The following is a 21,560-nucleotide window of genomic DNA, read 5'->3' as shown; positions in this document are numbered from 1 at the left end:
GATTTCCCAAGCGGTATGGCCCTCCACGAGGCGGCCACAGGCCGCGCTCGCAGAGCGGACCCGGCCCGGGCACCGCGCTCCCCGTCCGGCGGCGCGCTCCTGCCCGGGCAGCGCGGCTTCCAGTCGTACGGTCAGTTGTGGGTGATCGAGAGGGCGTAGAACTTCACCTTGGCCCCGTTGGTGGTGCTCTCCGAGGATGACTGGTTGTACGAGCCGGCCTTGAAGTACTGCTTGTACGGGTTGAACGACGACGGGATCGTGTAGGTGGTGCGGTTGCCGTTGATGGTCAGGCCGGCCTTGTTGCCCGTGACGTTGATGACGTAGGTCCAGCGCTGGCCGAGCGGCACGTTGCCCAGTTTGTGCAGCGTCTGGCCGTCGGTGGGGCTGCGCTGCTGGCCGAGGTAGATGTCGCCGTTGGCCCGGTAGTAGAGCTCGAGCAGCGGCTTGGTGGAGCTGCCGCCGGTGCCCAGTTTGACCTGGCCGACCGCCACGTTCTTGGTCACCGAGACGACGCGCAGGTCGGCACTGAGGGTGTGGTTGCCGGCGAGCGGCCAGTCGGCGGCCGAGCCGTTGGCGTTCATCTCGCGCAGTTCCGAGCGCGCGTATTTGGAGTTCGGCGTGGTCACGCCCTTCTCCGGCGCCCAGAAGGTCATCGAACCGTCGTTCTTGTCGGTCCAGAAGTACGCCGGGTTGGTGTAGCCGTTGGCGCCTTTGAGCCGGGCCGGAGAGATCGTCTCGGGGCTGCCGGGGGAACCGATGGGCAGTTGCAGCGACCAGACGGAGAGGTTGAAGTTGCCGCCCGGGGCGACGGCGGGGTTGAGGGCGGCGGCGTGGGCGTTGGTCACGCCGAGCAGGCCGAGACCACCGGCCACCACTGTGGACAGGGTCGCGGCGAGCAGGGTGCGCTTCTTCATGGGGGATACTCCGTTTGCCTCAGGGGGATTGGCAAGACGGTTAACAATAAAGACTCCTGTCGATAGAATGTCAATGGATGCGCTGGTCAGATTTTTACAGCGCCTTGAAAAAAGGATCGGGCCTATGCCGACCGACCGGTTCAGCGAGACCGTCCTCCTGGCCGCCCCGCCCGCGACCCTCTACGCCCACCTGCTCGACCCGCACAGCTACATCGGCCTGTCCCCGCTGGTCGTGGCCGTCCGCGACATCCGGCACGCCGCGGGCACCACCACGTACGTGGCCGTCGAGCGCTTCCGGTTGGGCCCGCTGCACTGGGACAACCGCATCCGGGTCACCCTGACCGCCGAGATTCCCGACGTACGCCTGATCAGCCACGTGGTCAGCCCCGGTGCGGTCCGCCTCACGGCCACCGTCGACCTGGCCGCCACCCCCGACGGCGCCACCTCCCTGACCGAGGCGATCGAGGTCAGCTCACCGTCGCTGCTGCGCGGTTTCGTCGTCAAGCAGACCAGTTCCGTCCAGCGCAGCCGGCTCGCGGAACTGGCCCGGCGCTTCAACCGGTGAGCGCCCCGCCGACCAGGCGATGCTCGTCCCGGCTCCAGTCCGGCGCGTCGATCGGCCAGTCCGCCGCGTCGTCCCGCGGCTCGTAGCCGATCGCCGTCCCGCCCGCGGTGGAGAACCAGCGGTCCGCGTTGGCCGAGACACCCCACACGACGTGCCACCCGTCGGCCCGCAGCGACGCCGCGACGAGCCGGGCCGCATCGTCGGGAGAGAGCCACAGCGCCCGGTGCCGGGGTTCGCGCGGTGCGGGGAAGCAGGCCCCGATCCGCAGGCAGACGACGTGCAGCCCGTAGCGGTCGTGGTACATCCGGGCCAAGGACTCCGTGGCCGCCTTGCTCCAGCCGTAGTACGTGTCCGGCCGCGGCGGCACGTCGTCCGGCAACCCGCCCGGCCCGGCCTCCTCGCGCGACCAGTAGCCGACGGCGTGGTTGCTGGAGGCCAGCACGACCCGCGGCACCCCGTTACCGACCGCCGCCCGCAGCACGTTCTCGGTGCCCCGCACGTTCACCGACAGCACCTCGTCGAACGACCCCCGCCCCGCGATCGCCCCCAGGTGCACGATCGCCTCCACGTCCCGAGCGGCCGCCCTGGTCGCGTCCGCGTCGGTGACGTCGACCGGCGTGACTCGCCACGGCAGCGTGAGCCTGTCCCGCAGCATCCGTCCGATCCGCCCGGACGCGCCGGTCATCAGAATCTCCGCCATACCCGGGGAAGTACCCGCGGGAGTGTCGCTTCCACCCGCCAGCCAGTGGGGACGGCCGGGCCGAAGACCACGCTTCCTTCCCGGACCGCGCGGCGGCTGCTGCGCACGGGTCGTCGCTAGGGCAGGTTCACCCAGGCCCCGCTCCGGGCCGATTCCTCCATGGCGTCCAGCGCCTCGGCCGCCCGCACGGCGTCGGTCAGAGTCGCCCCGTACGGCTTTCCGTCGGTCACCGACCGCAGGAAGCGCGCGGCCTCGATCACCTTGAGGTCGTCGTAACCCATGGGGATGCCGGCGCCCGGCTGGAACGCCCCGAAGTCGCCGTCGAGCGGCCCGACGAAGAGGGTGCGCACCGGTTCGTCCTGATAGGCCGGGCCGGTGGCGACACCCAGCTCGCCCATCCGGCGGAAGTCCCAGAAAAGCGCGCCCTTGGTGCCGTGAATCTCGAAGCCGTAGCTGTTCTGCTCGCCCACCGCGACCCGGCTGCAGTCGAGCGTCACCCGCGCCCCGGAGCTCATCCGCAGCAGGCTGCCGAACCAGTCGTCGTTCTCGACCGGCCCCGGTTCGCCGCTGCCGCGTTCGTGACCGGCCGTGGCGGCGGTCGGGCGCGGCCGGTCCGGGATGAAGATCGCGGTGTCGGCGACCAGTGAGCCGATCTCGCCGAGCAGGTGGCGCACCAGGTCGACGCCGTGCGCGCCCAGGTCGCCGAGCACGCCGTTACCGCCCCGGGCTCGCTCGAAACGCCAGCTCAGCGCGCCGTCGGGATGCGCCGCGTAGTCGCTCAGAAACCGGAACCGGGCGTGTGTGACCGCCCCGATCGCACCGCTCGCGATCAGCTCGCGGGCTTTCTCGACGGCGGGCGCGTTCCGGTAGTTGAAGCCGACCGCTACCTGCCCCGGGCCGACGATCGCGCGGGCGTCGCCGGCGGTCAGCCCGACCGGTTTCTCGATCCAGATGTGCTGCCCGGCCGCCGCGAACGCGCTGCCCATCTCGCGGTGGAGGAAGTTGGGGGCGGTGATGCTGACGGCCTGCACGCGGGGGTCGCCGACGAGGGTCCGCCAGTCCACGGCCGGCTCGTCGAAACCGTACCGCTGGGCGGCCTGCTCGGCCCGCCCCGGCACGTCGTCGGCCACGGCCACCAGCCGGACGGGGCCCAGGCCCGGATAGTGGTGGGGGACCCGCGCATAGGCCTGCGCGTGCACCCGCCCCATCCAGCCGAACCCGACAACCGCGACGCTGATGCCCATCGACGGAGCTTAACCAGCCTTGCGGTGCCGGGCGAAGAGGAAGCCGCCGAAGGCCAGCAGGGCCACGACGATCGCGCCGAGGATCAGGTACGTCCCGGTGTTGCTGTCGTCCGACTCGGTGGAGGCGAGGTCGGTGGTGGGGGCCGGTGCGGGGGCGCTGCTGGCCGGGGGCGCGACCTGGACCAGGGACTCGTCGGGAGCCGGGGCGGGCGCGGTGGTGGGCGCCGCGGTGGCAGCCGGGTCGGCCACGGTGAACTTGTACGATCCCTTGACCGTGTGCCCGTCAGTCGAGACCACCTGGTAGGCCACGGTGTAGGCCCCGTTGGCCAGGGCGTCGAACGTGATCGAGCCGGTCGCCCCCTCGACCTTGGGCTCCGAGGTCTCGATCTTCGCGGGGCCGGCGAGCGTGATCGTCGTGTATTCGGGGTTGAGCTTCTGCAGGAACTTCAGCTTGACGGTGGTCGGGGCCTTCTTGACCGTGGCCCCCTTGGCCGGGGTGGCCTCGGCCAGCGCGTTGTGGGCGAGCGCCGGCGCGCCGGGCAGCAGCACCGCCGCCATCGCGGCCAGGGCGACGAGCAGGCGGGTCACGGGCTTGGTCATGGTCACAAGGTCCTTCTGTCCGATGCCGGGGAGTTGTTGGTCGCTGCCACCGGCGGGAAAGTTCCCGGACGAGCTTAGGGGAATCTCACCGATACGCCTGGGGTGTGCGCGTTCATAGTCTGCGGGCGTGGCTTTCCTCGATGCCCTGCCCGCCGGGCTGGCCCTCGCGGTGGTGGCGGCGCTGGTCGCGGCCGAGGCGGCTTTCCTCGCCGGTCTGGTGCTGCCGTCGGCGACCGCGCTCGTGGCGCTGGGCCTGCTCGCCAACGAACAGGTGGTGGGCATTGTTCCGGCGGCGCTGGTGGCCGTGGCGGCGGCACTGATCGGTGGCACCGGGGGGTATGTTGCCGGGCGGCGGCGCGGGCCGCGGTCGCGCTGGGTCAGGGAGCGGCACTGGCAGCGGGCCGAGCGGATCTTCGAGCGCTACGGCGGCCGGTCGGTTTTCTTCGGGCAGTGGGTGGCCGGGGCCCGGACGCTGGTGCCCCGCTTGGCCGGGATGAACGGGGTGCCGTACCGGAAGTTCGTCGCCTTTCACACTCCCGCCGCGGCCGGTTGGTCGCTGTGGCTGGTGCTCGGCAGCTATCTGGCCGGCGCCTCCTACGACGTGCTGGCCGCCCGCGCGGGGCGGGCCGGGGGCGCCCTGGCCGTGCTGACTGCCCTGCTCGTCGCCCTCGTGCTGGCCGGCCGCTGGCTGGGCACGCATCCGATGCGGGTGCCCGACTGGCCCGTCCTGATCGGCAACGGCGCCGCCCGCGTGCTGACCAGCCTGTCCGCGCTGGTGCTGTGCGCCCTGTTGCTGATCTTCGTCATGCCGCTGATCGTCGAGTTGAGCGGCCTGTCCGCGGCCGACGACGCGGTCGCGGCCTGGGCTCGTGGCCAGTGGACCTCCGACGGTTACCGGTTCGCCCTCGAGCTGGCCACCACGGTCAGCCCCGAGATCCTGCTCGGGGTGGCCGCCGTGATCGCCCTGGCCCGGGCCTGGTGGCGGCGTACCGGTCTGGTCGACGGCCTGGCCCCGTTGCTGCCCCTGGCCGTTCTGACGCTGGTTCTCCTGATCGCCGTGCCGCCCTCCTGGCAGGGGCCGCCCGACGTGTTCTTCCCGTCGGCTGCCGAATACGAGGGTCCGCTGCCGTTGACCGCCGCCGCTCCGGCGCTGGCTGCGCTGGCCTCGACGCAGACGGCTCAGCTGGCCGCCGTCGTCGGGTTGCTGACCTGGGTGTCGACGCGGCGTTTGCCCTGGCCGCAGCGGGTGGCGGGCGGCACCCTGGCCGCGGCCGGGGTCGTGCTCTGCGCCGGCTCGTGGGTTTATCTGGGCTGGAGCCACCTCAGCGAGACGATCGCGGCGGTGCTGCTGGGCGGCGCCTGGGCGGTGCTCAACGCGGCGATCTGGGCGTCCCGGACCCCGAGGCGCACCCATGTCCTAGTGTGACGGGCTATGCGCCGCCGTGTGCACGCCCTCATCGACGCCCTGCAACGGCTGCTCGGCGGCTTCGGCACGGCGTTCCTGGCCCTGGGCACTGTCTTCTGGCTGGTCATCGTGGCGCTGTTGTGCCCGGTGGGCCTGGGGTTGCTGCTGATCCCGTACGCCCGGAGGGCCGTCCGCTCGGTCGCCGACCGTGAGCGGGCCCGGCTGTCGCGCTGGGGCCCCGAGGTGCTGGGCCCGGTGTCCGACGGGTGGAGCCGGCGCGAAGTGCTCTGGCTGGTCGAGCACGCCACCGTCGGGTGGTTCCTGAGCGCGTTCGGCCTGATCTTCCCCATCTCGGCGCTGCAGGACGTCATCTTCCCCTTCTACTGGTGGCTCGTCCCGCCCAATTCCGTCCCCGGCCCCGTCTGGTGGGAGGTTCACAGCCGATCTGACGCGCTCGTGGTGGGCCTGTACGGGCTGGGCTGGGTGCTCATCGGCCTCTACCTCGCGCCCAAGCTGGCCCGCGCGCAGGCCTGGCCCGGCCGTCGCCTGCTGGCCCCGCCGCCCGGCACCGACCTGTCGTTGCGCGTGGCCGAGCTGACCGCCACGCGGGCCGCGGCGCTCGACGCGCACGCCGCGGAGCTGCGCCGGATCGAGCGTTCGCTGCACGACGGCGCCCAGAACCGCCTGGTCGCGGTGAGTGTGCTGCTCGGTGCGGCCCGGCGCGCGGTGACCCGGGACCCGGCGTCGGCGGGCGAGATGCTCGACCGCGCTCAGGACGCCGCCGAGCAGGCGCTGGCCGAGCTGCGCACCGTCGTACGGGGCATCCTGCCGCCGGTGCTCGACGGCCGGGGGCTCGACGGCGCGCTGGCCGGCCTGGCCGGTGACTCGGGGGTGCCCTGCCGGCTGGACGTGCGGCTGTCCTGCCGGTGCGCGGCGTCGGTCGAGGCGACCGCCTACTTCGTGGTGGCCGAGGCGCTCACGAACATCAACAAGCATTCCGGCGCGACCGCGGCCACCGTGACGGCCCGGATCGACGAGCAACGGCTCATGATCACGGTCGAGGACAACGGCCACGGCGGCGCCGACGAGCACAACGGGTCCGGCATCGTCGGGATCCGGCGCCGCGTCGAGGCGTACGACGGAAATCTCACCCTGACCAGCCCGGCCGGTGGGCCGACGACGATGCGAGTGGAGCTGCCGTGCGGATCGTGATCGCCGAGGACGACGCGTTGCTGCGTGAGGGCCTGGCCCTGCTGCTGCGGGCCGAGGGGCTCGACGTCGTCGCGACGACCGACGGCCCGGCCACGTTCCTGGCGGCGGTCGACGAGCACAAACCGGATGTGGCGATCGTCGACGTGCGGATGCCGCCGACCCACACGGACGAGGGCATCGTGGCCGCGGTCGAGGCCCGGCGGCGTCTGCCCGGCCTGGCCGTGCTCGTGCTCTCGGCGTACGTGGAACAGGCTTTTGCCACGGATCTGCTGGCCGGCGGCGCGGAAGGGCTGGGCTATCTGCTCAAGGAACGGGTGGGCCGGGTCGAGGAGTTCCTGGAGGCGCTGCACCGCGTGGCCGAGGGTGGCACGGCCGTCGACCCCGAGGTGGTGGGGCTGCTGCTGTCCCGCAACCGCGCGGACAACGGCCTGGACCGGCTCAGCCCGCGCGAGCGCGACGTGCTCGCGCTGATGGCGGAGGGGCTGGGCAACGTGGCGATCGCCGAACGGCTGGTCGTCACCGAGGGCGCCGTGCACAAACACATCCGCAGCATCTTCGCCAAGCTCGACCTGGCCCCGAGCGACCGGGCCGACCGGCGGGTGACGGCGGTGCTGCGCTACCTGGAGGTATAGCCTGCTGTACCCCGAACTGGGCAGCTGCCTTCATCGATCTTGACCACTGCGAAAACTACCGTTTCCGGTGTCAGCGAAGACCTCGCACGCACACCGAGAGGCGCAGTGATGGACGACATGGTCGCGGTCCGGGTCGAAGGGCTCACCCGCACGTACGCCACCGACGGGCAGCAGGTCGTGGCCCTGGCGGGGGTGGACGCCGCGTTCGCCCGCGGCACGTTCACCGCCGTGATGGGCCCCTCCGGCTCCGGCAAGAGCACGCTGCTGCAAACCGCCGCCGGCCTCGACCGCCCCTCCGCGGGCCAGGTCTGGATCGGCGGCACCGAGTTGTCCGAACTTTCCGAGACCAAGCTGACCGAGCTCCGGCGCGACCGCATCGGCTTCGTCTTCCAGGCCTTCAACCTGATCGGCGCGCTCACCGTCGAGGAGAACATCCTGCTGCCGTCGAAGCTGGCCGGCACGCGGCCGGATCGGCAGTGGGTGGCGAGCGTGGTCGAGCGGGTCGGCCTCACCCCGCGCCTGTCGCACCGCCCGGCCCAGCTCTCCGGCGGTCAGCAGCAGCGTGTCGCCATCGCCCGCGCCCTGTCCGTACGCCCCGACGTGGTGTTCGCCGACGAGCCGACCGGTGCGCTCGACACCGAGACCGCGGCCGAGGTGCTCACCCTGCTGCGGTCGATGGTCGACGAGTTCGGCCAGACCGTGGTGATGGTGACGCACGACCCGGTGGCCGCGTCCTACGCCGACCGGGTGCTCGTGCTGGCCGACGGCCAGATCGTCCGCGACCTGCCGCAGGTGGGCGCGGAGAAGATCGCCGAGCTGCTGGCGAGCCGGTGACCACGATGATGAAGCTTGCTCTGCGCCTGCTGCGGCAGCGCCCCGGCACGTCCCTGGCCACCCTGGTCGCCCTGGCCGGCGGCGTCATGATCCTGATGTCCCTGGCCGTGTTCGTCGAGTCGGGTCTGCGCTATCAGCCCGAACCCCAGAAGTACGCGGCGGCCGACGTCGTGGTCGCCCACCGCCACATCGAGATCTCCACCAAGGAGTTCGACGGCGAGGTCATCGTCTCGCAGGTGCCGCTGCCCGAGGGCAAGGTGCCGGCCGGGCTGGCCGACAAGATCCGGGCCGTGCCGGGCGTGACCGACGTCCAGGCCGACCCGCAGGCCGTCGCGGTCAAGGCGTCCCCGGAGGCGATCAAGCAGATCGACGCTCTGGCCGAGGAGGCCGGTGTCGAGGCGTACGCCGGCGCGGAGCGCGGCTGGGCCGAGGGGTCCAGCTCGATCGAGGCCCGCTCGCTGCTGCTGGAGGCGGGCGGCGCGTTCGGCGGCTACGTCGTCATGCTGATCGTCTTCGTCGTGGCCGGCACCGTGGGCCTGTCCGTCCGGCACCGCCGCCGCGACCTGGCCCTGCTGCGTGCCGTCGCCGCCACCCCGCGCCAGGTGCGCACCCTGGTCGTCGCCGAGGCGGCAGTGGTGGGCCTGGCCTCGGCCGTGATCGGCGTCCCGGCCGGGCTGTGGGCCACCGCCTGGACGCACGACGAGCTGGTCACTCGGGGTTTCCTTCCGGAGAGCTTCCCGATCGCCGACCCCGCCCTCGCCGCCGCCGTGGCAGTGCTGACCACCCTGTTGATCGCGGTGGGCGCGGCCCGGATCGCGGCCCGCCGGGTCGCCAAGATCCGTCCGGCCGAGGCGCTGGGCGAGATCGCCGTCGAGCCCCCGCGCGGTGGCCGCGTCCGGCTCGCCTTCGGCCTGTTCACGCTGGCCGGGGCGGGCACGTCCACCTTCTTCACGGCGGGCACCACGGGCACGACCGCGATGGCCGCCGCCGTCGGCATGCTCTACCTGTTCGTCATGGCCGTCGCGCTGCTGGCACCCTGGATCAACGCGTTCGCGGCCCGGCTGCTGGCACCCGTGCTGCGAACGGTGTGGGGGGTCTCGGGCGAACTGGCAGCGGCCAACCTGCGAGCCAACGCCCGCGGCATGGCCGCCGTGCTCAGCGCGCTGGTGCTCTCGGTCGGGTTCGGCGGCTCGGTCTGGTTCCTGCAGGACAACCTGCAGCGCCAGACGATCACGCAGAGCCAGGACGGTCTGCTGGCCGACCGGGCGGTGACCGCGCCCGAGGGCCTGCCCGCGTCCACCGCCGACCGGGTGCGCCGCACCGGGGGCGTGCAGGCGGCCACCGGCGTGCAGCACACGTCGGTGGTGGCGCGGATCTTCGACGGGGCCGAGCCGGTGGTGGCCCGCGCGGTCGAGCCGGCCCAGCTGGCGTCCACGATGGACCTCAAGGTGCGCGAGGGCAGCCTGGCCGGGCTGACCGGTGACACGATCGCGGTCTCGGCCCTGCAGGCGTCGTCCTCGGGCTGGAAGGTCGGCGACGTGGCCGAGATGTGGCTGGCCGACGGCACCCCGGTCAAGCGCACGGTGGTCGCGATCTACGACCGCGGGCTGGGCTTCGGCGACGTGGTGATGCCGTACGTGTCGGGGCCGTACGACGAGATCCTGGTCCGCACCGACGGGCACGCCGACCGGGCGCTCGCCTCCCTCGGGCAGGTGCGCACCGCCGGCGAGCTCACCGGGCAGCTGAGCCGCGACCTGGCCATCAGCGCCTGGCTCAACAAGCTGCTGATCACGGTGATGGTGGCGTACGCGGCGCTCGCGGCGGGCAACACGATGGTGATGGCGGCCCTGGCCCGCGGCCGGGAGCTGGCGGTGCTGCGGCTGGCCGGTGTGACCCGGCGTCAGGTGCGGCGGATGGTCAACGCCGAGCAGGTGGGGCTGCTGGGGGCGGCCCTGACGGTCGGTGTGGTGATCGCCGGGATGACGCTGGTGGCGGTCGTACGGGCGCTGACCGGCACGCTGGTGCCCTACGTGCCGCCGCTGGGCTGGGTGGTCGTGCTGGGTGGGGCGACCGCGCTGGCCCTGGTCACGACGATCCTGCCGGTGAGCCGGCTGCTGCGGATCCCGCCCGTACGAGCAGCGGGCACCAAGGAATAGCGGGGAGGATGGCGGGATGGACACCCTCCCCGCCTGGCTCCTGGCCGAGATCGACACCGTGCCTGCGTACGAGGCCTTTGCCGGGGTCGACGAACTGCACGCCGGACTGCGGCGGATCGCAGAACGTCACCCCGGCGTCGCCTCGTTGCGCCGGTGCGGCAGTTCCCGGCAGGGCAATCCGCTCTGGTGCCTTTCCCTGGGCGAAGACGACGACCGGCCCGAGGCGCTCGCGTTCGGGCTGCCGCACCCCAATGAACCGATCGGCGGGCTGACCGCGCTGCACCTGGCGGAGCGCCTCTGCGCCGACAGCGAGCTGCGGGAACGGCTCGGGCACACCTGGCGGATCGTGGACTGCGTGGACCCGGACGGGCTGCGGCTCAACGAGGGCTGGCTGAGCGGCCCGTTCACCCGCAGCCACTACGCGCGCCACTTCTATCGGCCGGCCGGGCGTGACCAGGTCGAGTGGACGTTCCCGATCAACCACGGGGAGGCGTACTTCGACGAACCGATCCCCGAGACGCAGGCGCTGATGCGGCTGATCGACGCGCACCGGCCCGCCCTGGTCGCGTCGCTGCACAACAGCGAGCTGGGCGGGGCGTACTACTGGATGAGCCGCGCCGAGCCGCCGCTGCACCCGATCCTGCAGGGCATTCCCGGCCACCTCGGCATCCCGCTGGACCGGGGCGAGCCCGAGGCGCCCGACCTCGAGCTGCTCGGCGACGCCATCTACGAGGCCACGCCGCTGGCCACCGTCTACGAGCGCACGATGGCCCGCAAGCAGCCGTGGATCTTCGAGGGCGGCAGCACGACCTGGTACGCCGAGCGGTGGGGGGCGCTGATCCTGGTCAGCGAGCTGCCGTACTGGCTGGATCCGCGGGCCGGGGACACGTCGGACGCCGGGACGACGTACGCGCAGGCACTGGCGGCCAATGCCGTCGCGCTGGCCGACCTGGGGGAGTTGCTCACCCGTACGCTCGCAGCCGTCGAGAATTGCCTGATCGCACCGTCTTCGCCGTACTGGCGGGCCGCGCGCTTCTACGCCACGGTCGTCGAGGGTGCGGCTCACGAACGGCTCGCACGCAGCAAGGAGCCCACGTCGCAGCGGCCGGCCAGCGTGGCCGAGGCGAACTCGCTGGAACTCAACTTCCACGAATGGCGGCTGCGCTACGGCGGGATCCTGCTCCGGGCGCTGCGGGGCGAGGCCGCGGTGGGCAACGTGCGAGCGGCCCTGCGCCTCGCACTGGCCGAAGTGGAACGCCGCTACGACGACTGGGTGGCCGAGGACGCGCGGGTAGCCGAACTCGACCCGATCGAGATCCGGCGTCTGGTCGGGGTGCAGTATGCGGCCACCATTGCGGCCGCCGCCCATTTGTCAGGTCGTTTGCAATTGTGACCTGCGTGGCTCTGACTTGCGGATAGGGTGATTGTCGTTAGGTTAGGCTCACCTTTGAAGATCATGTTTTAGGATCATGGAGCCTGTGATGCGACTTCCGTTTTCCCGCGCCGGCCGGCTGCTGCCGGTCGCCGTTCTAAGCGCCGTCGTGGCCCTAACGGGCTGCTCGACGACCGGCACGGAGGACGACAACGCCGCGCCCGAAGCGGGATCGTCGGCCGCGTCCGCCTTCCCGGTCACCATCGCCACCGCGTTCGGTGACGTCACAGTGAGCAAGCAGCCCGAGCGCGTGGTGGCTCTGGGCTGGAGCGACGCCGACGTCGCGCTCTCGCTCGGCGTGCAGCCCGTGGGCGCGTCGGACTGGCTGGCCTTCGGCGGCGACGGTCAGGGCCCGTGGAACGCCGGCAAATACACGACCGCGCCCGAGATCCTGGGCACCCTCGAGCTCGACATGGAGAAGGTGGCGGCCCTCAAGCCCGACCTGATCCTGGACACCCGCGGCAGCGGCGACAAGGCCCGGCACGACTCGCTGGCCAAGCTCGGCGTCCCGGTGGTCGACGTCCCCAAGGGCGGCGAGATGTATCTGACCACGTGGGAGCAGCAGCTCGACATGATCGGTAAGGCGCTCGGCAAGCAGACCGAGGCGGCCCGGCTCAAGACCGACCTGGACGCCAAGTTCACCGCGGCCGCCGCGGCCAACCCGGGCTTCAAGGACAAGACCGTCGCCGCGGTCGCCCGCACCGGCGACGGCTGGGGCGCCTACGTCACCGGCGACGGCCGGGTCGACTTCCTGACCAAGCTCGGCTTCCAGAACGCCCCGGCGATCGAGGCGCTCAAGAAGGACTCGTTCTACATCACGCTCTCCAACGAGCAGCTCGACCTGGCGAACGCCGATGTCACCGTCGTCTTCCTCATCCAGGCCACGCTCGACCAGGTCAAGGGCGACAAGCTGTTCCAGGCGGTGCCGTCGGTCAAGGCCGGCCACGTCGCCTACATGGACGACAAGGACATCTCGAACGCGTTCTCCAGCTCGTCCGTCGCGGGCCTGTCCTACGCCGTGGACAAGGTCACCCCGTTGCTGGCCGCCGCCGCCGGCTGACCGGAAGTGCCGGACACGGACATCCGGCACCGCAGGGCCGCCGTGCTCACCACCGGACTGGTGGTGATCGCGGCGGCCCTCGCCGGAGCCGCGCTGCTGAGCCTCGCCGTCGGAGCCCGGGCCGTGCCCTTCGGCACGGTGCTGCACGCCCTCGTGAACCCGGACCCCAACTCCACCCTCGACCTGATCGTGACCGAGTCCCGCGTCCCCCGGACGATCGTCGGCCTGCTCGCCGGCGCCGCCTTCGGGCTGGCCGGCGCGGTGATCCAGGGTGTCACCCGCAACCCGCTGGCCGACCCCGGCATCCTGGGCGTCAACGCCGGGGCCGGGCTCTTCATCGTCATCGCGATCAGTTTCTTCGGCATCACGAGCCTGACCGGCTACGTCTGGTTCGGCTTCCTCGGCGCCGCGATCACCTCGGTGCTCGTCTACACGATCGGGTCGATCGGCCGCGGTGGGGCCACCCCGGTCAAGCTGGCCCTGGCCGGCGCCGCGGTCACGGCCGCGCTGGTCTCGTTCACCACCGCCGTGCTGATCACCGACGTCGACGCGTACGACCAGTTCCGCTTCTGGCAGGTCGGCTCGCTGGCCGGGCGGGGCACCGACGTCGCCGTGCAGAGCATCCCGTTCCTGATCGCCGGGGCCGCGCTGGCCCTCTACTCGGCCCGCGCCCTCAACGCGCTCGCTCTGGGCGACGACGTGGCCACCTCGTTCGGCCAGAACGTGATCGTGGCCCGGCTCGTCGCGGCGGGCGCGGTCGTGCTGCTCTGCGGCACGGCCACCTCGATGGCCGGGCCGCTGGTCTTCATCGGACTGGTCATCCCGCACATCGCGCGCGCGATCACCGGCCCCGACCACCGCTGGCTGCTGCCCTACTCGATGCTGCTGGCGCCGCTGTTGCTGCTGATCGCCGACGTGATCGGCCGGGTCGTGGCCCGGCCCGGCGAGGTGCAGGTCGGCATCGTCACCGCGATCATCGGTGCGCCGATCTTCGTGGCCATGGCCCGCCGCGAGAAGCTGGCCGAGCTGTGAAGGGCGGGGTGGTCGCGACGACCCGGCGCCGCGAGACGGCCCGGGCCCGTACGGTGGCCGGTGCGTTGCTCGCCGGTGTGCTCGCGATGTTCCTGCTGACCCTCTCGTACGGCGATTTCCAGATCTCGCTGCCCGACGTCGTGCGCTCGCTGCTCGGGCAGACCACGCCGGCCGGGGTCGACTACGTCATGCACGACTTGCGCCTGCCCCGGGCCTCGGTCGCGGCGCTGGCCGGACTGGCCTTCGGGCTGGCCGGGGCGATCTTCCAGCAGCTGTTGCGCAATCCGCTGGCCAGCCCGGACGTGATCGGTGTGAGCCAGGGCGCGACCACCGCGGGCATCGTGACGGTGCTGGTGCTCGGGCTCGACGGCGGCCTCGTCGCGGCGGCCGCCCTGACCGGCGCGCTGCTCACGGCCCTGACCATCTACGCGCTCTCGTGGCGCAAAGGGGTCGGCGGCTACCGCTTCATCCTGGTCGGCATCGGCATCGGCACGGTGCTGACCAGCATCACCTCCTACATCCTGACCCGCTCGGACGTGAAGATCGCGGCCGAGGCGATGATCTGGCTGACCGGCAGCGTCAACGGCCGCACCTGGCCGCAGATCGTCCCGCTCGCCGTGGCCCTGCTGATCCTGCTGCCGCTCGCGTTGATCCTGGGCCGGGTGCTGACCGGCATGCAGCTCGGGGACGACCTGGCCACCGCCTTCGGCGTACGGGTGCAGGGGAGTCGTTTCGCGCTGCTGATCGTGGCCGTGTGCCTGGCCGGCATGGCCACCTCGGCGGCCGGACCGATCGCGTTCGTCGCCTTCATGTCGGGGCCGATCGCCGCGCGTCTGGTCGGCGGCGGACGTCCCGTGCTGCTCCAGGCCGCCCTCGTCGGCGCCCTGCTGGTGCTGGTGTCCGACTTCATCGGATCGCACCTGCTGGGCTCCCGGCAGTTCCCGGTCGGCGTCGTCACCGGCGTGATCGGCGCCCCCTACCTGCTGTGGCTGCTCGCCACGGCCAACCGCTCCGGCCGAGGAGGCTAGACGTGCCCTTGGATCTGCAGGCCGAACGGCTGTCACTGGGCTACGGCGAGCGGACGATCGTCCGCGACCTGAGCCTGCACCTGCCCCGGGGCAAGGTCACGATCATCGTCGGGCCCAACGCGTGCGGGAAGTCGACCTTCCTGCGCGGCCTGGCCCGGCTGCTGCCGCCCGCGTCGGGCCGTGTGCTGCTCGACGGCAAGTCGATCCACTCGACACCCAGCCGCGAGGTCGCGCTCGAACTGGGCATCCTGCCCCAGGGCCCGATCGCGCCCGACGGGATCACGGTCACCGACCTGGTCAGCCGGGGCCGGCACGTGCACCAGGGCTGGTTCCGGCGGTGGAGCAGCCAGGACGACGACGCCGTGACCGCGGCCCTGACCGCCACCGGCACGCTGCCCCTGGCCGCGCGGCCGGTCGACGAGCTCTCCGGCGGCCAGCGGCAGCGGGTGTGGATCGCGATGGCGCTGGCCCAGCGTACGGGGATCCTGCTGCTCGACGAGCCGACGACCTATCTCGACATCAGCCACCAGGTCGAGGTGCTGGACCTGCTGACCGACCTCAACGAGGCCGAGGGCACGACCGTCGTGATCGTGCTGCACGAGCTCAACCTGGCGTTCCGCTACGCCGACCACGTCGTCGTGATGAAGGACGGCGCGGTGGTGACGGCGGGCGACCCCAACGAGGTGCTCACCGAGCAGATCATCGCGGACGTGTTCGGCATCCGCTGCAAGCTCGTCGACGACCCGGTCTCGAACACCCCGATGATCGTCCCGATCGGCCGGCACCGGGTAGGAGTTCAGGAAGCCTGACGTCCGGAATCCGGGATCGCTAGCCCTTGCCGGCGTTGTCGGTGTGGCCCAGTGAGCGGCCGGGCGCGATCCGGTCGCGCACCAGCCGCTTCACCTCCGGCAGTTCGGGGAAGCCGCCCTGCTCCTTGCGGGACCAGAGCAGCTCGCCGTCGAGGTGGATCTCGAAGACGCCGCCGGTGCCCGGCACCAGCGCGACTTCACCCAGCTCCTTCTGGAACGTGGTGAGCAGCTCCTGCGCCGTCCACGCGGCCCGCAGCAACCAGCGGCACTGCGTGCAATATTCGATCTCCAACCGGGGTGTCCTCACAATCAGCCAGTATGCGCCGGGGCGATGTTGTGGTTGATCCGGAACGTGTTGGCCGGGTCGTAGCGCCGCTTGACCTCGTGCAGCCGTCGGAGTAGGCGAGCGCGACGGTCCCGGGATCGGTGTCGCCGGCGAACATGAAGTTGAGATACCGGCGGGCGGTCGACCACGGCTGGAGGGCCTCGATGACGGCTTGCTGGTAAGCGTCCAGTTGCGGCCAACTGCCCACGGCCGCGACGAAGAAGCTGAACCGCGCTTCCTCCCGGTTGCCGACCGCGTTGGGGGTCCGCGGCGGGCGGCCGAGCGCGCCGCCGAGGTGCCGGATCTCGGCCATGACCAAGGGCGAGTCCGAGGGCAGGAACAACCCGCCGCCGTAGAAGGTGGCGATCGGGAACAAGGCGAACTCCATCGCGACCACCACGCCGAAGTTGCCCTTGCTGCCGAGCAGCGCCCAGAACAGCTCGGGATCACTGTGCGCGGTTACGTGCCGTAGCTCTCCGTCAGCCGTCACGACGTCCAGCGACCGTACGTGGTCGGCCGCGTATCCATATTTGCGACCGAACGGGCTGAGGCCGCCACCCAGCGTGTAGCCGATCACCGAGACGGTCGGGGAGGAGCCGTTCAGCGCGCCCAACCCCACCGTGGCGGTCTGCTCGATCAGCTCGGCCCAGCGCACTCCGGCCTCGACCCGGGCCGTACGGGTGGTCTCGTCGACGGTCAGGCCGGTCATGCGACGCGTGGTGATCAGCACCGATCCGGCCGACGGGGTGGTGCTGCCGTGCCCGGAGCCGAGCACCGCGACCGGCAGCCCGTGCGCGGTCGCGAAGCGGACGGCGGCCTGCACGTCGGCCGGGCCGGCGGCGCCGACCAAGACGGCCGGCGCGTGCTGCACGGTCAGGTTGAAAGTGGACAGTTCCGACGCGTACGCGACGTCGTCCGGGGTGAAGACGATGACGTTCTTACGCAGCTCGGCGAGCGCGGCGTTCACTGTGGTGGACCTCTCTGATGTGCTTCCCGGGGTGCCGGGCTGAGGTCCATGAGGCCGGATCGCGATCGACGGAGAGTTGACAAAACATAGTCGCGCCGGTCGGCACCCGGTTTGATGGATCGAGACCGTCGAGCGGTTGCGGGACGAGCTGGACCACCCCGTCGTGGTGCACGGCGACTGCCACCGGGTCTACGAGCCCCTCGAACGCCGCCTCGACGAGGTGCACGCCGACCGGCCCCGGGCCGTCGAGGCGTTCGAGCTCGGCACCCTGCTGGGCGAGCGTGAGGTGGCCCTGGCTGACGTGGCCACCCTGCTCGGCCTGCCCGATATCGAGGCCGAGCACCTGATGGACGACCTCGTCGACGCCCACCTGCTGCAACCCGTCGGCTTCCGGCGGTATCGCTACCTCGGCGTCGCGCGCCGACTCGCCCAACGCCGGCTCGCCGCGCGCACGACGACAGCCGGGGTCTAAGCGGGCTCCAGCACCTGCTGCTCGTCGGCGGTGGTGGGCTCGTCGGCCGGCTCGACCGAGCGCAGCGCCCACAGGGCGATCGGGATGCCCACCGCCACCAGGGCGGCCGCCACGACCAGCGAGAACTGGTAGCCCTCGAGGTAACGGTGCAGCTCGGAGCCGGTGGCCGCGTTCGATCGGTTGGTCAGGACGGCGCCCAGGATCGTGATGCCGAGCAGGCCGAACACCTCACGGGAGACGTTGAGCATGCCCGAGGCGATGCCGGCCCGGGCCGCGGGCAGCGCGCCGACGACCACGTTGTTGAGCGGCACCAGCATGCCGCCGCCGACGCCGTAGACCAGGAACCACGGCAGCAGGTCGAGGTAGGTCGTGCCCTCGCCGAACGACGAGATGCCCGCGACCGAGACGGCCATCAGCGCGAGCGCCGCCGCCACCGTGCGCGCCGCGCCGAACCGGGCCTCGAGCCGCGGCGCGAGCGTGGCCATCACGGCCATGACCAGCGCCATCGGCACGAACGCGGCGCCCGCCCCGGTGGGCGAGAAACCGAGCACGTTCTGCATGTAGATCGCCGTGTAGAAGTAGATGCCGAAGACGCCGAACGCCCACAGCCCCATCGCGAGCAGGCCGCCGGTGAAGACCCGGAGGCGGAAGAAGCTGAGGTCCATCATCGGGTTGGCCGAGCGGGCCTCGATGACCACGAAGGCGAGTGCCCCGGCCGCGGCGACGGCGAAGCCGGCCAGGATGGCGCCGCTGGTCCAGCCGCGCGACTCGCCCTCGATCAGGGCGAACGTGAGGGCGAAGAGGGCGAGCGAGGAGGCGGCCAGGCCGGGCAGGTCGAGACCGCGGCTCGTGCCGCGCCGGCCGGCCGGGATGCTCAGCAGCCCGACGACCGCGGTCGCGACGCCGATCGGCGCGTTGATCAGGAAGATCCAGCCCCAGGAGGCGTGCTCGCTGAGCCAGCCGCCGGTCAGCGGGCCGAAGGCCAGCGCCAGCGCGCCCACACCGCCCCAGATGCCGATCGCCGTGGCCCGTTCGCGGGCGTTCGGGAACAGTTGCGTCAGCAGCGCCAGCGAGGCCGGGGTGAGCAGGGCCGCCCCGACCCCCTGCACGGCCCGGGCGCCGATCAGCATCTCCTGATTCTGCGCGAGGCCGGCGACCACCGAGGCCACGGTGAAGACGGCCAGACCGCCGAAGAACACGCCGCGCATGCCGAGCACGTCGGCGATCCGGCCCCCGGCCAGCAGCAGGCCCGCGAAGACCAGGATGTACGAGCTGGCGATCCACTCCAGGCCCTCGATGCTCAGCTGCAGGTCGCGCTGGATCGAGGGGAGGGCCACGTTGACCACGTTGTTGTCGAGATAGGTCATGAAGGTGCCCAGGGCGACCGCGACGAGCGCCCACCACCTGCGATTTGTCTGCGCTGCTACTACCACCGAATCCCCCTCTACAACGTCCATGTACGTCGTACATGTACCGCGTATATGACACCTGTACGTTGTATGGTTGTCAAGTGGCAGCAGAACGACTCAGCCGGGCGACGGTCGCCGAGGCAGCCCTGCGACTCGGCGACGAGCAGGGGCTGGAGGCGGTGACGATCCGCCGGCTCGCGCAGGAGCTGGGCGTCACCCCGATGGCGCTGTATTGGCACTTCAAGAACAAGGACGAGCTGTTCCTGGGCGTCGTCGACCACGCCTTGGCCGACGTCCGGGCCGACCGCAGCGCGTCCGATCCGTGGCCGGTGCAGCTGCGCTCGATGGTCGAGTCGCTCGTCGCGGCCATGCGGCGGCACCCGATCCTGCCCGACCTTCTGCACCAGTCCGACAAGGCCCGCGCCACCAGCTTCAGCCGGGCCACCGAGGACACGCTGGTCCTGCTCACCCAGGCCGGGTTCACACCGCAGGAGGGCTACTGGATCGGCAGCCATCTGCTGCACGGTGTGATCGGCCTGGTGCACGCGCAGGTCGAGACGCCGCCCAGCAACGGCGGGATCGGGGTCGACGAGTGGCGGCGGATGCGACGGATCGAGCTCGAATGCCTGCCGATGGACCAGTTCCCGATGATGGTGCAGATCGGGGCGACGTACGCGGAAGAGCCCGACCCCGAGCGCTACTACGCGTTCGGGATCGAGCTCCTGATGTCCGGCGTCGAGGCGATGGCCCGCGGCCGCTCGGCGGCCCGCCCGCTCAGTTCGTGAACGTGAAGTACTGGTAGTTGCCGTAAGTCGTGGCGTTCAACGTGTCGCCCGACTTGGCGTACAAATAGATCGCCCGGATCCGGTACTTGATGCCGGCCGTGTGCGTGCCGGAGAGCTCGTTGTACAGGTTGCCGTACTCGTTGATCTCGAAGTAACCGGCCTGCCAGACCCTCCACTGCTGCCCGTTGAAGTATTCGAGCTGCAGGTAGACCCGGCGCCCGGGCACGGCCGGGCTCTTCGTGGTGATGTAGGGATTCACCGACTTGCGCAGGTGGTGGTAGGACACTCCGCCGATCTTGGCGACCTTGTACGCCCGGGCGATCGACGTCGTCACGCTGGTCCGGGCGGAGACGGTCACCTTGGCCGTACGGGCGGCGGTGAACAGGTCGCCGCGGTAGACCGCCGAGAAGGTCGTGTTGCGGGTGACCTTGAACGTGGCCGTGACGAAACCCCGGCTGTTCGCGGTGGCCTTGCGGACGAGCCGGTTCGCCTGGTCGGCGCCGAACGGGTCGGCCCAGATCTCGACCACGCGGCTGGAGTGGGCCGGGCCCAGCTTGGCGGTCAAGGTCACCGTGCTCCCGTACGCCAGGACGCCGCTGCCGCCCCGGGTCAGCGTCAGAGTCGTGGCCTTGGTGGTGCCCACGCCGAACGACTTGGTGACCGTCGCGGCGGAGTGGTCGCCGTTGCCCGCGAACGTGACGGTGTAGGTCACCGTGCCCGCCCGGGCCGGCTTGTCGGAGATCGTGAACTTGCCGTTGGCCGGGACTGTCGCCGGCCCGACCTTGCGGCTGCCGGCCGCGTCCTTACGGGTGATCACCATCGGCAGCCCGGCCGGGATCGACCCGGTGAAGGCGCCGGTGACCGTGACCGTCTTGCCCAGCTCGACCTTGGCCGGCACGGTCAGCTCGACCTTGGTGGCCAGGACGGCCGGGTCGCCGAAGATCTGCAGGTCGAACTGGCCCGCCTGGCCGGTGACCCCGAACAGGCGCGGACCGTCGGGCTGCCAGGCCAGGGCGCCCGGCTGCAGGACCCCGGCCGTCTTCACAGTGAACTGCTTGCTCGCGGTGGCCGAACCGGAGGCGAACACGGAGACGGCCTTGCTGGTGCCGATCGCGACGTTCCCGGTCGGGGCCACGGCTACCGCGTTGTTGTCGGCGGCCGCGGTGTAGCTCTGCAGCGTGCTCAGGTCGGCCGTCCTCAGCGCGCGGGCCAAGTTCTGGTTGCCCGCCACGAGCAGGCGGCCGGCGCCGAACGCGAGGGCCTTGGCCTGACCCGCGCCCGCCTGCGCGGTGACGACGGCCGGGGTGTCGGCCGCGACGTTCACCACGGAGACGGCGCCTCCGGCGGCAGCCGGGTCGGTGGCCGCCAGCAGATCGCCCTCGCCGGTCAGCACCGGCGTCTTGGTGAAGCTGGTCGCGACGGCGTCGGGCACCAGGTCGGGCTCGTCGCCGCTGCGGTCGAGGCGGCCGATCCCGCCGTCCGCCTCACCGAACCAGATGCGGCCGCCGGCCCGGGCCAGGGAGACGGGGCGGACGTTGCCGGACGCCGTGAAGGTCTGGGTCGGGGTGCCGCTCTGATTGAAGACGGCGATCGCCTTCGCGTCGGGCAGGGCGGCGAGGACGTCGCCGTCCTCCTCGTCGAGCGCGAGCCCGGCGATGCCCGGCAGCTTGTCGACCGTCTTCTGCACCACACCGGCGTAGTTGGTGGTGATCAGCTTGCCCCCGGCCGGGTCACTGATGAAGATCAGCTTGCTCTTGGGGTTGACCACGATGTCGCCGAACGAGGCGATCGGCAGCGGGGCCGTCAGGTCGACGGCGTGGGCCGGACCGGAAACGCTCAGAACGAGCGCGGTCGACCCCGCGACGAGGACGGCGGACAGCGCTGCGCGAACGATCCGATTCGACACGCAGCGCATCGTAAAGGCGCAGGCCCCGTGGGTTGATCATACGAACGGACCCGGATTTCCGTCGTACCTCCCC

Annotated in this window: 21 protein-coding genes and 1 pseudogene; 13 read left to right on the top strand and 9 right to left on the bottom strand. The window is 71.4% G+C overall.

Annotated elements, in window-relative coordinates; translation table 11 throughout:
* Positions 1-131 precede the first annotated feature (131 nt).
* Positions 132-914: a polysaccharide lyase family 7 protein gene (locus tag BKA14_RS28265; RefSeq protein ID WP_184953848.1), complete on the bottom strand. Its 783-nt coding sequence runs from the start codon at positions 912-914 to the stop codon at positions 132-134.
* A gap of 124 nt (positions 915-1,038) precedes the next feature.
* Between BKA14_RS28265 and BKA14_RS28260 the strand changes: the two genes are divergently transcribed.
* On the top strand, positions 1,039-1,479 hold the full coding sequence (locus BKA14_RS28260) for an SRPBCC family protein (RefSeq protein ID WP_184953847.1): 441 nt from the start codon (positions 1,039-1,041) through the stop codon (positions 1,477-1,479).
* On the opposite strand, the gene BKA14_RS28255 is transcribed toward BKA14_RS28260, so the two are convergent.
* From BKA14_RS28255 to BKA14_RS28245, 3 genes are all read right to left on the bottom strand, one after another.
* Positions 1,469-2,179 (bottom strand): NAD-dependent epimerase/dehydratase family protein, encoded by a 711-nt coding sequence (locus BKA14_RS28255; RefSeq protein WP_184953846.1) that lies wholly within the window; start codon positions 2,177-2,179, stop codon positions 1,469-1,471. The two genes, BKA14_RS28260 and BKA14_RS28255, sit on opposite strands and share 11 nt — an antisense overlap.
* Before the next feature lie 116 nt (positions 2,180-2,295).
* Entirely contained in the window at positions 2,296-3,423 is a 1,128-nt protein-coding gene (locus BKA14_RS28250; protein WP_184953845.1) for a Gfo/Idh/MocA family protein, read from the bottom strand.
* Between the two features lie 9 nt (positions 3,424-3,432).
* Positions 3,433-4,023, bottom strand: a complete 591-nt coding sequence (locus BKA14_RS28245; RefSeq protein ID WP_184953844.1) for a copper resistance CopC family protein — start codon at positions 4,021-4,023, stop codon at positions 3,433-3,435.
* A 127-nt stretch (positions 4,024-4,150) separates the two neighbouring features.
* On the opposite strand from BKA14_RS28245, the gene BKA14_RS28240 reads away from it, so the two are divergent.
* From BKA14_RS28240 to BKA14_RS28195, 10 genes are all read left to right on the top strand, one after another.
* Positions 4,151-5,449, top strand: coding sequence for a DedA family protein (locus tag BKA14_RS28240; protein WP_184953843.1), 1,299 nt, complete (start codon positions 4,151-4,153; stop codon positions 5,447-5,449).
* Positions 5,450-5,455: 6 nt separating this feature from the next.
* Positions 5,456-6,640: a sensor histidine kinase gene (locus BKA14_RS28235; protein ID WP_184953842.1), complete on the top strand. Its 1,185-nt coding sequence runs from the start codon at positions 5,456-5,458 to the stop codon at positions 6,638-6,640.
* Positions 6,628-7,272: a response regulator gene (locus BKA14_RS28230; RefSeq protein WP_184953841.1), complete on the top strand. Its 645-nt coding sequence runs from the start codon at positions 6,628-6,630 to the stop codon at positions 7,270-7,272. The genes BKA14_RS28235 and BKA14_RS28230 overlap by 13 nt, the downstream gene beginning before the upstream one ends.
* A 117-nt stretch (positions 7,273-7,389) precedes the next feature.
* Complete coding sequence (locus BKA14_RS28225; protein ID WP_184957004.1) at positions 7,390-8,106, top strand: ABC transporter ATP-binding protein; 717 nt, start codon at positions 7,390-7,392, stop codon at positions 8,104-8,106.
* A gap of 5 nt (positions 8,107-8,111) precedes the next feature.
* A complete protein-coding gene (locus BKA14_RS28220) occupies positions 8,112-10,262 on the top strand; it encodes an ABC transporter permease (protein ID WP_184953840.1) in 2,151 nt (716 codons plus the stop codon).
* A gap of 16 nt (positions 10,263-10,278) precedes the next feature.
* Entirely contained in the window at positions 10,279-11,655 is a 1,377-nt protein-coding gene (locus tag BKA14_RS28215; protein ID WP_184953839.1) for a M14 family zinc carboxypeptidase, read from the top strand.
* A gap of 88 nt (positions 11,656-11,743) precedes the next feature.
* Positions 11,744-12,754 (top strand): iron-siderophore ABC transporter substrate-binding protein, encoded by a 1,011-nt coding sequence (locus BKA14_RS28210; protein WP_184953838.1) that lies wholly within the window; start codon positions 11,744-11,746, stop codon positions 12,752-12,754.
* 6 nt (positions 12,755-12,760) lie between these two features.
* The gene (locus BKA14_RS28205; RefSeq protein WP_184953837.1) at positions 12,761-13,786 is read left to right on the top strand and encodes a FecCD family ABC transporter permease; all 1,026 of its coding nucleotides are present in this window, start codon (positions 12,761-12,763) and stop codon (positions 13,784-13,786) included.
* Complete coding sequence (locus tag BKA14_RS28200; RefSeq protein ID WP_184953836.1) at positions 13,783-14,814, top strand: FecCD family ABC transporter permease; 1,032 nt, start codon at positions 13,783-13,785, stop codon at positions 14,812-14,814. Before BKA14_RS28205 ends, BKA14_RS28200 begins: the two co-directional genes overlap by 4 nt.
* Before the next feature lie 2 nt (positions 14,815-14,816).
* Positions 14,817-15,623: an ABC transporter ATP-binding protein gene (locus BKA14_RS28195; protein WP_275412398.1), complete on the top strand. Its 807-nt coding sequence runs from the start codon at positions 14,817-14,819 to the stop codon at positions 15,621-15,623.
* A gap of 19 nt (positions 15,624-15,642) precedes the next feature.
* Here BKA14_RS28195 and BKA14_RS28190 read toward each other — a convergent pair whose 3' ends face one another.
* The 3 genes and pseudogenes from BKA14_RS28190 to BKA14_RS45610 all read right to left on the bottom strand — a co-directional run.
* A complete protein-coding gene (locus BKA14_RS28190; protein WP_239093343.1) occupies positions 15,643-15,882 on the bottom strand; it encodes an Rdx family protein in 240 nt (79 codons plus the stop codon).
* Between the two features lie 50 nt (positions 15,883-15,932).
* The gene (locus tag BKA14_RS45615; protein WP_369076728.1) at positions 15,933-16,097 is read right to left on the bottom strand and encodes a BBE domain-containing protein; all 165 of its coding nucleotides are present in this window, start codon (positions 16,095-16,097) and stop codon (positions 15,933-15,935) included.
* Positions 16,098-16,420: 323 nt separating this feature from the next.
* Positions 16,421-16,819: pseudogene (locus BKA14_RS45610) on the bottom strand (FAD-binding oxidoreductase); the annotation flags it as partial.
* A 232-nt stretch (positions 16,820-17,051) separates the two neighbouring features.
* On the opposite strand from BKA14_RS45610, the gene BKA14_RS28180 reads away from it, so the two are divergent.
* Positions 17,052-17,387, top strand: coding sequence for a hypothetical protein (locus BKA14_RS28180; protein ID WP_184953835.1), 336 nt, complete (start codon positions 17,052-17,054; stop codon positions 17,385-17,387).
* Here BKA14_RS28180 and BKA14_RS28175 read toward each other — a convergent pair.
* Positions 17,384-18,820 (bottom strand): DHA2 family efflux MFS transporter permease subunit, encoded by a 1,437-nt coding sequence (locus BKA14_RS28175; protein ID WP_239093341.1) that lies wholly within the window; start codon positions 18,818-18,820, stop codon positions 17,384-17,386. The two genes, BKA14_RS28180 and BKA14_RS28175, sit on opposite strands and share 4 nt — an antisense overlap.
* 77 nt (positions 18,821-18,897) lie before the next feature.
* Here BKA14_RS28175 and BKA14_RS28170 point away from each other — a divergent pair, with 77 nt between their 5' ends.
* On the top strand, positions 18,898-19,581 hold the full coding sequence (locus tag BKA14_RS28170) for a TetR/AcrR family transcriptional regulator (protein ID WP_275412397.1): 684 nt from the start codon (positions 18,898-18,900) through the stop codon (positions 19,579-19,581).
* Here the strand turns inward: BKA14_RS28170 and BKA14_RS28165 are convergent.
* A complete protein-coding gene (locus tag BKA14_RS28165; protein ID WP_184953832.1) occupies positions 19,571-21,487 on the bottom strand; it encodes a hypothetical protein in 1,917 nt (638 codons plus the stop codon). The genes BKA14_RS28170 and BKA14_RS28165 overlap by 11 nt on opposite strands.
* Positions 21,488-21,560 lie beyond the last annotated feature (73 nt).

The organism is Paractinoplanes abujensis (assembly GCF_014204895.1).
GTDB classification, from domain to species: domain Bacteria; phylum Actinomycetota; class Actinomycetes; order Mycobacteriales; family Micromonosporaceae; genus Actinoplanes; species Actinoplanes abujensis.
This window is presented reverse-complemented; position numbering and strand designations above follow the sequence as displayed.